9 protein-coding genes are annotated in these 11,524 nt (G+C 69.8%); 8 read left to right on the top strand and 1 reads right to left on the bottom strand.

Features of this window, described 5'->3' with window-relative positions; genetic code table 11:
• Window positions 1-51: 51 nt before the first annotated feature.
• From rsmI to FBY35_RS32985, 6 genes are all read left to right on the top strand, one after another.
• Window positions 52-939, top strand: coding sequence for a 16S rRNA (cytidine(1402)-2'-O)-methyltransferase (gene rsmI / locus FBY35_RS33010; protein WP_186357122.1), 888 nt, complete (start codon window positions 52-54; stop codon window positions 937-939).
• 128 nt (window positions 940-1,067) lie between these two features.
• Window positions 1,068-1,553 carry a hypothetical protein gene (locus FBY35_RS33005; protein WP_142217584.1) on the top strand — a complete coding sequence of 162 codons (486 nt, stop codon included), beginning with the start codon at window positions 1,068-1,070 and terminating at the stop codon, window positions 1,551-1,553.
• A gap of 33 nt (window positions 1,554-1,586) precedes the next feature.
• Window positions 1,587-2,456 (top strand): TatD family hydrolase, encoded by an 870-nt coding sequence (locus tag FBY35_RS33000; protein WP_142217583.1) that lies wholly within the window; start codon window positions 1,587-1,589, stop codon window positions 2,454-2,456.
• Window positions 2,457-2,719: 263 nt separating this feature from the next.
• On the top strand, window positions 2,720-3,928 hold the full coding sequence (locus tag FBY35_RS32995) for a resuscitation-promoting factor (protein ID WP_142218299.1): 1,209 nt from the start codon (window positions 2,720-2,722) through the stop codon (window positions 3,926-3,928).
• Complete coding sequence (rsmA, locus tag FBY35_RS32990; protein WP_142217582.1) at window positions 3,925-4,785, top strand: 16S rRNA (adenine(1518)-N(6)/adenine(1519)-N(6))-dimethyltransferase RsmA; 861 nt, start codon at window positions 3,925-3,927, stop codon at window positions 4,783-4,785. The genes FBY35_RS32995 and rsmA overlap by 4 nt, the downstream gene beginning before the upstream one ends.
• Window positions 4,782-5,678, top strand: a complete 897-nt coding sequence (locus FBY35_RS32985; protein WP_142217581.1) for a 4-(cytidine 5'-diphospho)-2-C-methyl-D-erythritol kinase — start codon at window positions 4,782-4,784, stop codon at window positions 5,676-5,678. The genes rsmA and FBY35_RS32985 overlap by 4 nt, the downstream gene beginning before the upstream one ends.
• A gap of 6 nt (window positions 5,679-5,684) precedes the next feature.
• On the opposite strand, the gene FBY35_RS32980 is transcribed toward FBY35_RS32985, so the two are convergent.
• Window positions 5,685-7,148, bottom strand: coding sequence for a recombinase family protein (locus tag FBY35_RS32980; RefSeq protein WP_160159360.1), 1,464 nt, complete (start codon window positions 7,146-7,148; stop codon window positions 5,685-5,687).
• 175 nt (window positions 7,149-7,323) lie between these two features.
• Here FBY35_RS32980 and FBY35_RS32975 point away from each other — a divergent pair, with 175 nt between their 5' ends.
• Window positions 7,324-9,129, top strand: a complete 1,806-nt coding sequence (locus tag FBY35_RS32975; protein WP_142217579.1) for an ABC-F family ATP-binding cassette domain-containing protein — start codon at window positions 7,324-7,326, stop codon at window positions 9,127-9,129.
• A gap of 608 nt (window positions 9,130-9,737) precedes the next feature.
• Window positions 9,738-11,522, top strand: coding sequence for a PQQ-binding-like beta-propeller repeat protein (locus FBY35_RS32970; protein WP_142217578.1), 1,785 nt, complete (start codon window positions 9,738-9,740; stop codon window positions 11,520-11,522).
• The last annotated feature ends 2 nt before the right edge of the window (window positions 11,523-11,524 follow it).

Here is an 11,524-nt window from a genome sequence, read left to right as displayed (position 1 = left end):
CGCCATCGTAGGGAACGCGACTGTGCGAGTCGTGCGTCCGGTCCTGCGAGGATGGCGTATGTGACAGGAACGCTGGTACTCGCAGGGACCCCCATCGGTGATGTCGCGGACGCGCCGCCCCGGCTCGCCGCCGAGCTGGAGGGCGCCGACATCGTCGCGGCCGAGGACACCAGGCGGCTGCGCAGGCTGACCCAGGCGCTCGGTGTGCACACCACCGGGCGGGTCGTTTCGTACTTCGAGGGCAATGAGTCCGCGCGTACGCCGGAGCTCGTCGAGGCGCTTGCCGGCGGGGCCCGGGTGCTGCTCGTCACCGACGCCGGAATGCCGTCCGTCTCGGACCCCGGCTACCGGCTCGTGGCGGCCGCCGTCGAGAAGGACATCAAGGTCACCGCCGTGCCGGGGCCGTCCGCCGTGCTGACCGCGCTAGCCCTGTCGGGGCTGCCCGTGGACCGTTTCTGCTTCGAGGGTTTTCTGCCGCGCAAGGCCGGGGAACGGCTCGGCAAGCTGCGCGAGGTCGCGGACGAGCGGCGCACCCTTGTCTATTTCGAGGCCCCGCACCGGCTCGACGACACCCTTGCCGCGATGGCCGATGTATTCGGCGCCGAGCGGCGGGCAGCCGTGTGCCGGGAGCTGACCAAGACCTACGAGGAGGTCAAGCGCGGCGGTCTCGGCGAGCTCGCGGCCTGGGCGGCGGAAGGCGTACGCGGAGAGATCACCGTTGTCGTCGAGGGGGCGCCACAGGCCGTGCCCGGTGAGCTCGACCCCGCAGAGCTGGTACGCAGGGTGCAGGTGCGCGAGGAGGCGGGGGAGCGGCGCAAGGAGGCCATCGCCGCCGTCGCCGCCGAAGCAGGACTGCCCAAACGGGAGGTCTTCGATGCCGTGGTCGCGGCAAAGAATGCGGATCGGAAGGTGCCCGCGGACGGTAAAGGACTATCGTAAAAGGCAAAGCGCAAGCCGCGTCCTGACCCTTTCTGCATGGGAATACCAAAGACCACACCATTAATCGACAGGCGCTGATGCGCTCCCGCCGTAATGGGCGTCCACTGGATCGGTGGAGAGGAGCTGGCATGAGTGAGATCACGGGTGGCGCCAAGGTCCACGAGGCATACGCCTTTGCCTGTATGCGCTGCGGGCACGGCTGGGAGCAGGAGTACGAGATAGAGCATCACATCGACGGCGCGGGCCTGGAACACGTCGTGTACAAGGCCAACGGTCTGCGGGTGCCGTCTCCGCTCTCGAGCCCGAGTTGCATGAACTGCGGCGGGCATGTCGTACGGATCATGCGGGCGGGACAGGTCTCGTCGATGCACAACCTGGTCGGACAGTCCGTCGCGATAACAGGACCGCTGCCGAGTGCGCCGCACGGAGAGCCCCAGCGGGTCAAAAAGCCCAAGAAGGCCGAGAGGGCCGCGAAGGCCGAGCAGGCCGCCGAGACCGCGAAGTCCGAGGCCGGGCAGTCCGAGGCTCCGATGGCCGAGGCCGCGAAGCCCCAGGCGGGCGAGCCCCACCACTGGCATCTCTCCGATCTCCTGCACCCCTTCCACCGCAAGTGAGGTCCCGGGCGCGAGCCTCGTAGGATCGCGCCCATGAGCTCGAAGTCAGCCCCACCGCCGCTGCCCGAACCCCTTGGGGTACCGGTCGCCGATTCGCACACCCACCTGGACATGCAGGAGGGCACGGTCGAAGAGGCCCTCGCCAGGGCCGCGGCGGTCGGTGTGACGACCGTCGTGCAGGTGGGCTGCGACATCAAGGGCTCGCGATGGGCGGCGGAGACGGCTGCGGCGCACGACGGCGTGCACGCCGCGGTCGCGCTGCACCCCAACGAGGCCCCGCGGATCGTCCTCGGCGATCCGGAGGGATGGTCCCGCCAGCGCGCCCGTGAGGGCGGCGGCGACAGCGCCCTCGACGACGCGCTCGCCGAGATCGACCGGCTCGCCGCCCTGGACCAGGTGAAGGCAGTCGGCGAGACCGGCCTGGACTACTTCCGTACGGGAGCCGACGGAATCGCCGCCCAGGAGCGCTCGTTCCGCGCCCATGTCGAGATCGCGAAGCGGCACGGCAAAGCACTCGTCATCCACGATCGCGACGCGCACGCCGATGTGCTACGGATCCTCGCCGAGGAGGGCGCTCCCGAGCGGACCGTCTTCCACTGCTACTCCGGTGACGCCGAAATGGCCGAAGTCTGCGCCGCCGCAGGCTATTTCATGTCCTTCGCGGGCAATGTGACCTTCAAGAACGCCCAGCCGCTGCGCGACGCGCTCGCCGTCGCCCCGCTCGAACTCGTACTCGTCGAGACGGACGCGCCTTTCCTCACGCCCGCGCCGTACCGCGGACGGCCCAATGCGCCGTATCTCATTCCGGTCACGCTGCGTGCCATGGCGGCCGTGAAGGGGCTCGACGAGGACACGCTGGCCGGGGCGATCGCGGCCAACACGGCCCGCGCCTTTGATTACTGAGGGATAACGGCCCACAGGGTAGCGTCGCGACACTGCGTAGTCGAATCGCTTGGGAGAGTGACCGGACTCCGCTATCGTCCCGGCCCGCAACGCCATCGGGCGGACCGGACCGGACCTTACGGAGCGTCGTGAGCAATTCGCAGGGCAGTCACCGTGCCGCGCGTGGCGGCCGCCGCGCCGTCCCGTCGTACGAGAGCCAGAGCGTCGGCGGCGCGGAGGGCCGCACGCCGACGTATGCGGTGGTTCCGCCGCCGCCCCCCTCGATGGCCCCTCCGCCGTTCCCGTCACTGCCCCGGCAGAGCCCCGTCCCCGACCCGGCGGGGCCGGTCGGACGCGCCGAGGCCCGGCGGGCAGCACACCGCCGCAGAACCGCCGAGAAGCCCGACACCCTGCGCCGCTTCGTCCCGCAGGCCCTCGTCGTCGCCTTCCTGGCGGGAGGCACCTCCGCCTTCGTCGCCAACGACAAGGCCGTCCGCCTCACCGTCGACGGCGCCCCCCGCACCATGCACACCTTCGCCGACGACGTGGACGAACTCCTTGAGGACGAGGGGGTCGCCGTCGGGGCGCACGACATCGTCGCCCCGGCCCCCGGCGCGGCTCTCGCCAGCGGTGACGACATCGTCGTCCGCTACGGCCGGCCCGTCATGCTCACCCTCGACGGGCAGCCCCGCCGTGTGTGGACCACCGCCCGCACGGTCGACGGCGCGCTGCGCCAGCTCGGGGTGCGGGCCGAGGGCGCGTATCTGTCCGCGTCCCGCTCCCAGGCGATCTCCCGCCACGGCCTCGTCCTGGACGTGCGGACCGAGCGGACCGTGACCTTCATGGCCGACGGGCGCGAGCGGACCATCCGTACGAACGCGGCGACTGTCAGCGAGGCACTGGGCGAGGCCGGGATCGCACTGCACGGCCAGGACACCACCTCCGTGCCGCCCGGCAGCTTCCCGCGCGACGGCCAGACCGTCACCGTCATGCGGATCACCGCCACCCGGGAGGTGCGCGAGGAGCCCATCGCGTACGACACCGAGAGGACCCGCGACTCCTCGCTCTTCGCGGGCACGGAGGTCGTCGTACGGCAGGGCAGGCAGGGCGCCCGGCGCGTCACCTACGCCCTGCGGACGGTCAACGGGGTGCGGCAGAAGCCGAGAAAGGTCGCCGAGGAGGTCGTGCGGGAGCCGGTCACCCAGCAGGTGAAGGTGGGCACCAGGCCGCTGCCGGATTCCGTGCGCGGCGCGGACGGCCTGGACTGGGGCGCCCTCGCGCTGTGCGAGTCGGGCGGACGGGCTCGCGCGGTGGATCCGTCGGGGAACTACGGCGGGCTGTACCAGTTCGACATGGGAACCTGGCACGATCTGGGCGGTACTGGGCTCCCGCAGGACGCGCCGGCGGAGGAACAGACGTACCGGGCCAAGAAGCTCTACGTGCAGCGGGGGGCGAGTCCGTGGCCGCACTGCGGCCGTAGGCTGTATCGGTGAGCACCACTGAGCCCGACGCACTCCTCGGCCCCGCCGACATCCGTGAACTGGCCGCAGCGCTGGGCGTACGCCCCACCAAGCAGCGCGGCCAGAACTTCGTCATCGACGCCAATACGGTCCGCAGGATCGTCCGCACCGCCGAGGTGCGCGAGGACGACGTGGTCGTCGAGGTCGGCCCGGGGCTGGGATCTCTGACCCTCGCGCTGCTGGAGGCGGCGGACCGGGTCGTCGCCGTCGAGATCGACGATGTGCTCGCGGGCGCCCTGCCCTCGACGATCCTGGCCCGGATGCCGGAGCGCGCGACGCGCTTCTCGCTGGTCCACTCCGACGCGATGCTCGTCGAGGAACTGCCGGGGGTGGAGCCGACGGCGCTGGTCGCGAACCTCCCGTACAACGTCGCCGTACCCGTCCTCCTGCACATGCTGGACCGTTTCCCGACGATCGAACGGACGCTGGTGATGGTGCAGGCAGAGGTCGCGGACCGGCTGGCGGCATCGCCCGGCAACAAGGTCTACGGCGTCCCCTCGGTCAAGGCGAACTGGTACGCAGAGGTGAAGCGGGCGGGGTCGATCGGCCGGAACGTGTTCTGGCCCGCGCCGAACGTGGACAGCGGCCTGGTCTCGCTGGTGCGCCGGGCCGAGCCGGTGGACACCACCGCCACCAAGGCGGAGGTCTTCGCGGTGGTCGACGCGGCCTTCGCGCAGCGGCGCAAGACGCTGCGGGCGGCGCTCGCGGGCTGGGCCGGATCGCCCGCGGCGGCGGAGAAGGCCCTGGTGGCCGCCGGTGTCTCCCCGCAGGCCCGCGGAGAGGCCCTGACGGTCGAGGAGTTCGCACGGATCGCGGAGGCGAAGGCGTGAGCGTCACGGTACGGGTCCCTGCCAAGGTCAACGTCCAGCTGGCGGTGGGCAGCGCGCGGGCCGACGGCTTCCACGACCTCGCCAATGTCTTCCTCGCCGTCTCGCTGTACGACGAGGTGACGGTGAGCCCGGCGCCCTCCCTGACGATCACCTGCTCGGGTCCGGACGCGGGCCAGGTCCCCCTGGACCGTACGAACCTGGCGGCGCGGGCGGCCGAACTGCTCGCCGCGCGGCACGGGCTGGCCCCCGACGTCCACATCCACATCGCGAAGGACATCCCGGTCGCGGGAGGCATGGCGGGCGGCAGCGCGGACGGCGCGGCGGCCCTGCTGGCCTGCGACACCCTGTGGGGCCTCGGCTCCACCCGCGCCGAACTGCTCACCATCTGCGCCGAGTTGGGCAGCGACGTCCCCTTCAGCCTGGTGGGCGGGGCGGCGCTGGGCACGGGCCGCGGCGAGCTGCTGACCGAGCTGGAGGTGGGCGGCGCGTTCCACTGGGTGTTCGCGGTGGCGGACGGCGGCCTGTCGACACCGGCGGTCTACGGCGAGTTCGACCGCCTGACCGAGGGGGTCGCGGTCCCGGCACCAGCGGCGTCCACGGCACTGCTCGACGCGCTGCGCACGGGCGACGCGCCGGCGCTCGCGGGCGCCCTCGCCAACGACCTGCAGCCCGCTGCCCTGTCCCTGCGGCCGTCCCTGGCGGACACCCTGCAGACGGGCACATCGGCGGGCGCGCTGGCGGCGCTGGTCTCGGGCTCGGGCCCGACGACGGCGTTCCTGACGAAGGACGAGGAATCGGCGCACTCGGTAGCGGAGGCGCTGCTCGCGTCGGGGACGTGCCGCGACGCGAGGGTGGCCTCGTCGCCGGCACGCGGCGCGAGGGTTGTTCGGTAGGGGTGGTCATCCGACTGCCCGGGCTAGGAGAGGGCCGGGGCCGGTGGCTGAAATATGCAGACGATCAGGAGTCCACCGGCGCTGGTTGTTCGCCGGACTGACAGCGACGCGTACACCCAGATCGACGAGGATCTGACGACGGCCGCCGACGCCGCGGACTTCCCACTCCTCACTCACGGATATCCCGGTTGATGTCCAATCCCAAGGGATAGGAGCTGCTGACTGCAGCTTCTCCAGAAGGGAAGCCCGAGATTCGAGTTGTCTCTGTACGGCATCGGCAGCCAGTCCACGCAGATTCGCCAGCCGACCGGCCAATTCCTCGACTTCCGCTCGCAACTGGTCAACGTGCTCGTCTGGTTGGCCAAGGGCAACGGGAATCCGTGCGATGAAGGGCAGTTCGCCGAACTCCCCAAGAACCCGTCGCTGGACCGCTTCTTCCAGCCGCACGGCAGAGATCAGCACCTTGCAGCCGGTTGCGCATCGATACACGTCGTTCGCTCCGCCGCCGTGCAGGAGCCGACGGCTGTTGTAGTGCAGTGGCGAGCCACACTCCGCGCGGTGCGCGATGTGCAATAGCAGGGACGAATGTAGGCGGGGGCGCTGGGCCGTCGTACGCCGGGCTGCCAGGGTTGTTTGTAAACTGTCCCACGTCTCCACATCGATCAAGGGCGGCCCCACAGATACAGGCCGACCGGCCGCATCCACGACCGCGCGTCTATCACGGCCGCTGCCGATCGTGCGGCGACCGAGCAGGGCCGGGGACTGGAGCATGCGTCGCAAGACGGTCGGGGACCAGGGGGAGACCTTGCCGGTTCTGGAACTGACAGTCCCGGGCGACGGCACTCCAGCAGAGTTGAGGGCGTGGCACACGGCGGTGACGGTCTCACCTTCGAGGATCTGCCCCACGATCCAGCGCATGCGGTCTGCAGCTTTCTCATGTAGCGCGAGACGCTTCCCGCCATTGGTGTCCCCAATAATTCGGTAACCATAAGGGGCGTTCCCGCCGATCCAGCGCTCCGCTTCTCGGAGGGATGCTCTGGAACGGCGGATCCTCGCCTGGATGAGACTGCTCTCTCCCTCGGCGTCGGCGACGGCGGAAAGGATCTTCCGTCTCCCATCGGGAGTTGCCGAATCCAGCAGATCCCGCGCGGTGGCGAGCGACTTTCCTGCCGCGTCCAGGTTCTGAAGCAGACTCAGCGCCACGGCGGTCGACCGCGCGAGCCGGTCGGGTTGGGCCACAAGGAGGACGTCAAACCGATCCAATTCGGCGAAGATAGACCGCAGTGCCGGGCGTGCGTCGACCGGGAGCGACCCGGATATGTCTACGTCCTCCACCTCTGTAACGACGTCCCAGCCGCGAGACTTGCACACAGCCCTGCAGTCTTCGCGCTGTGAGGCGATCGACGTGCTGCCGCGGTTGTCGCGACTGAGCCGGAGGTATATCGCAGCTCGAATAGGGCGCTCTTCCATGATGCTCCTTGACTCAACTTTCGTTTGTTGGAGGATTCTGCAATGGTCGCACAGAAAGTGATGCTGAAATCGCAATAAGTAACCATATGGTGTGTGGTCTACGGGGCGGCAGGACGGCGAGCCACCGCCGGGGACTAGGCTGAGAGGCCGATTGATCCCCTCACCTGGAGTGTTGATGGCCGTCAACCTGGTCAATGTCGAGGCAGTCAGCAAGGTGTACGGAACCCGTGCCCTGCTCGACGGAGTCTCCCTCGGCGTCTCCGAAGGGGACCGCATCGGCGTGGTCGGCCGCAACGGCGACGGCAAGACGACCCTCATCCGCATGCTTGCCAAGCTGGAGGAGCCCGACACCGGGCGGGTCACCCAGAGCGGTGGTCTGCGGCTCGGCGTGCTCACACAGCACGATTCGCTCGATCCCGAGGCGACCGTCCGGCACGAGGTCATCGGCGACATGGCCGACCACGAGTGGGCCGGGAACGCGCGGATCCGTGACATCCTCACCGGGCTCTTCGGCGATCTGCATCTCCCGGGCTTCGAGCAGGGCCTGGACACCGTCATCGGCCCGCTCTCCGGCGGTGAGCGCCGCCGGATCGCGCTCGCCAAGCTGCTCATCGCCGAGCAGGACCTGATCGTTCTCGACGAGCCCACCAACCACCTCGACGTGGAGGGCATCGCCTGGCTGGCGAAGCATCTGCAGGCCCGCCGCTCGGCGCTGGTCTGTGTCACCCACGACCGCTGGTTCCTCGACCAGGTCTGCACCCGGATGTGGGACGTGCAGCGCGGCTCGGTCTTCGAGTACGAGGGCGGCTACAGCGACTACGTCTTCGCGCGCGCCGAACGCGAGCGCATCGCGGCCACCGAAGAGGTCAAGCGGCAGAACCTGATGCGCAAGGAGCTGGCCTGGCTGCGGCGCGGCGCCCCCGCCCGTACGTCCAAGCCGCGCTACCGCATCGAGGCCGCCAACGAACTGATCGCCGATGTGCCGCCGCCGCGCGACACCAGCGAGCTGATGAGGTTCGCCAACGCCCGCCTCGGGAAAACCGTCTTCGACCTGGAGAACGTGACCGTCACCGCCGGACCGAAGGTGCTGCTGAAGCATCTGACCTGGCAGCTCGGTCCCGGCGACCGTGTCGGCCTGGTCGGCGTGAACGGCGCAGGCAAGACCTCGCTGCTGCGCGCGCTCACCGAGGCCGCGCGTACGCAGGGCGAGCAGCAGCCCGCCGCCGGGAAGATCGTCGTGGGCAAGACCGTGAAGCTGGCCTACCTCTCGCAGGAGGTCGCCGAGCTCGACCCGAACCTGCGGGTGCTCGAGGCCGTCCAGCGGGTGCGGGACCGGGTCGACCTCGGCAAGGGCCGGGAGATGACCGCGGGCCAGCTGTGCGAGCAGTTCGGCTTCACCAAGGAGAAGCAGTGGACTCCGGTCGGCGACCTGTCCGGCGGTGAGCGCCGCCGGCTGCAGTTGTTGCGTCTGCTGATGGACGAGCCGAACGTCCTCTTCCTCGACGAGCCCACCAACGACCTCGACATCGAGACGCTGACCCAGCTGGAGGACGTGCTCGACGGCTGGCCGGGCTCGATGGTCGTCATCTCCCACGACCGCTTCTTCATCGAGCGGACGACGGACAAGACATATGCGCTGCTGGGCGACGCGGCCCTGCGGATGCTGCCGCGCGGCATCGACGAGTACCTGGAGCGCAGGCAGCGGATGATCGAGACCGCCGCTCCGGCGGTGGCCGCGGCGCCCGCCGCCCCGACGACCGAGAAGTCGGCGGCGGACGTGCGGGCGGCGAAGAAGGAACTCCAGAGGATCGAGCGGCAGCTGAACAAGATCTCCGACCGGGAGACCAGCTTGCACGCCCAAATCGCCGACAATGCCACGGACTTCGAGAAGGTGGCGAAACTGGACGCGGAGCTTCGCGAACTGATCGGTGAGCGGGACGAGTTGGAAATGCGCTGGCTCGAACTGGCCGAGGACGCGTAGCCGGCTTGCTGCGTAGAGAAGCCGTGGAGAGCGAGTAACAACCCCATTACGGGCCGGTCCTCCCTTGGGAACAGGGGCGGACCGGACCCTCGTTCATGCGTTCCCGGGTGATAGAAAGAAGCACCGCTCGACTCATATGAAACAGCGGGTTCCGTGTCCGAATCGCTCCCTGCCGGAGCGAACGCACGGCGGATCAGCGGGGGAGACCGGCCAGGACAGCGGGCCGCACCAAGGGGGAAGTGCCGATGACTCAGCGGCCCGGCGAGCAGCAGCCGTGGGGTGGCTTCGGCGTTTCTCGGGGTTCGCAGCCGCCAGGTCCGTGCGGTCGGCAGCCGGGCCGTCCAACCAGCCCCCCGGGCCGTACAGTTACCCGGCCCAGCCGCAGTCTCCCGCTGGGCAAATCCCGCCCGGCAGCAGTGGCGGCGGGTGCTTCAACCGCAGGCCCGGAGCGGTCATCGGCGCCGCGGCCGCGGGCCTGCCGGTCATCGGCGGCGGTACCTGGTTCGCGCTCGGCGGTGACGGCAAGGACGACAAGCCCGCCGTCGGCCTCACTGCCCACCCGTATCAACGGCCTTCTCCCATCTCCCCATTTCCAGAGGTAATCACCCATGACGCAGCCGCCGAACCAGCCCCCGCAGCCGCCGAGTCAGCCCCCGAACCAGCCTTCGCAGGGCGGATTCGGCGCTCCTCAGCCGCCCGCGCAGCCGCCGCAGGCGCCGCCCGCCCCGCAGGGCCCGCCGCCCGCGGCACCCCCCGGCGCTCCCGGTTACGGCTATCCGCAGCAGCCGCCCGCGCAGGCCGGCTACGGCTACCCGCAGCAGGCCCCCGGCCAGCCGGGTCCGTACAACCAGCCCGGGCCGTACGGCCAGCAGGCTGGTCCCTACGGCAGTTACCCCACGCAGCCGCAGTACCCGGGCGCGCCCACCCCGCCCGGCGGCGGCAGCGGCGGCGGCAACTTCTTCAAGGGCAGGCCGGGCGTCATCATCGGCGCGGCCGTGGCCGGACTGCTGGTGATCGGCGGCGGAACCTACCTCGCCCTCAGCGGCGGTGACGACAAGAAGGACGAGAAGAACGTCAGCAAGAGCGACGACCCCAAGCCCACCGGCTCGGCGTCCGTCGACCAGGGCGACGGCAGCGGCGACGGGCGCGACGGCGACGACGACCTCAACGCCGGACGCAAGCCGGGCGAGGCGAAGGTCCTCTTCCTGTCGAAGAACGATGTCGACCTGCCGCGCAACGGTGCCGAGGTCTTCGGCCCCTGGGTGGCCGGCGACACCGTCGTCAAGGCCATGTACAAGGAGGTCGTCGGCTACTCGGTGACCGACGGCAAGAAGAAGTGGACCGTCCCGCTCAGCGCCGAGGTGTGCTCCGCCGCGCCGCAGACCTCCGCCGACGGCAAGATCGTCGTGGGCGTCAAGGACGGCCTCACCGAGAAGGCCAAGTGCCTCAAACTGCAGATGATCGACATCAACACCGGCAAGGCGGGCTGGACGAAGCCGATCCCCAAGGCCGGCGGCCCGTTCGGTTCGCTCTCCGACTTCACCCTGTCGATCAGCGGCAACACCCTTGCCGCGGGCGGCAGCGGCAACTCGTACGGCTTCTCTCTGGCGGACGGCAAGCAGCTCTTCAAGGGCCCGAGCGAGGGCTGCAAGCCGGGGGCCTTCGCGGGCGGACCCAAGCTGCTCACCGTCGCGAGCTGCCCCACGTCGGACTACGACAAGCCCAAGCAGCAGCTGTCGGAGGTCGATCCGGCGACCGGCAAGGCCAGGTGGACGTACAACGCCCCGGTCGGCTGGGAGATCGACAAGGTCTACTCGGTCAGCCCGCCGGTCATCTCGCTGACCCAGCGTGAGCCGAAGAAGTGGTCGATCGTCGCGCTGACCGACAACGGCAGGCTGCGCTCGCAGATCCAGGGCGGCAAGGACAAGTTCGCGCCGCGCTGCGGCGGCGCGTTCGTGGTCTTCGGGCACAACCTGGAGGGCTGTACCGGCGTGGCCGCCGACGCCTCCACTTTCTACATGTCGACCGAGACCGCCTACGGCACCGCCAACGAGGTCGTCGCGTTCAGCCTCGACACCGGCAAGGAGAAGTGGCGTTCGCCTGCCGGGGGCAAGCACAAGATGACCCCGCTGCGCATGGAGAGCGGCAGCGTCCTCGTCTACGTGGACGCGTCGTACGACGCGGGCGGCGCGGTCGCCACGATCGCGCCGACGGGTGGCGCGCCGAAGGTGCTGCTGCAGCACCCGGCATCGACCGCCGAGATCGAGAGCTCTTTCTTCTCCTCGAAGATGGCGTACGCGGACGGCCGGTTCTTCATCGCCAGCGGCCGTGTCAGCGCCAGCAACGACAAGGAGGAGAAGGAGACGAAGACCATGATGGCCTTCGGCAAGTGACC

It is taken from the genome of Streptomyces sp. SLBN-118 (genome assembly GCF_006715635.1).
Taxonomy (GTDB): domain Bacteria; phylum Actinomycetota; class Actinomycetes; order Streptomycetales; family Streptomycetaceae; genus Streptomyces.
The sequence above is the reverse complement of the archived record's forward strand: the minus strand, read 5'-3'. Positions and strand labels throughout refer to the sequence as shown.

Excerpts from the sequence above, each read along its gene's own strand:
- FBY35_RS33000 (WP_142217583.1), top strand. The coding sequence starts at position 1,587 with ATGAGCTCGAAGTCAGCCCCACCGCCGCTGCCCGAACCCCTTGGGGTA.
- FBY35_RS33005 (WP_142217584.1), top strand. The coding sequence starts at position 1,068 with ATGAGTGAGATCACGGGTGGCGCCAAGGTCCACGAGGCATACGCCTTT.
- FBY35_RS32970 (WP_142217578.1), top strand. The coding sequence starts at position 9,738 with ATGACGCAGCCGCCGAACCAGCCCCCGCAGCCGCCGAGTCAGCCCCCG.
- FBY35_RS32995 (WP_142218299.1), top strand. The coding sequence starts at position 2,720 with ATGGCCCCTCCGCCGTTCCCGTCACTGCCCCGGCAGAGCCCCGTCCCC.
- FBY35_RS32975 (WP_142217579.1), top strand. The coding sequence starts at position 7,324 with ATGGCCGTCAACCTGGTCAATGTCGAGGCAGTCAGCAAGGTGTACGGA.
- rsmI (WP_186357122.1), top strand. The coding sequence starts at position 52 with ATGGCGTATGTGACAGGAACGCTGGTACTCGCAGGGACCCCCATCGGT.
- FBY35_RS32980 (WP_160159360.1), bottom strand. The coding sequence starts at position 7,148 with ATGGAAGAGCGCCCTATTCGAGCTGCGATATACCTCCGGCTCAGTCGC.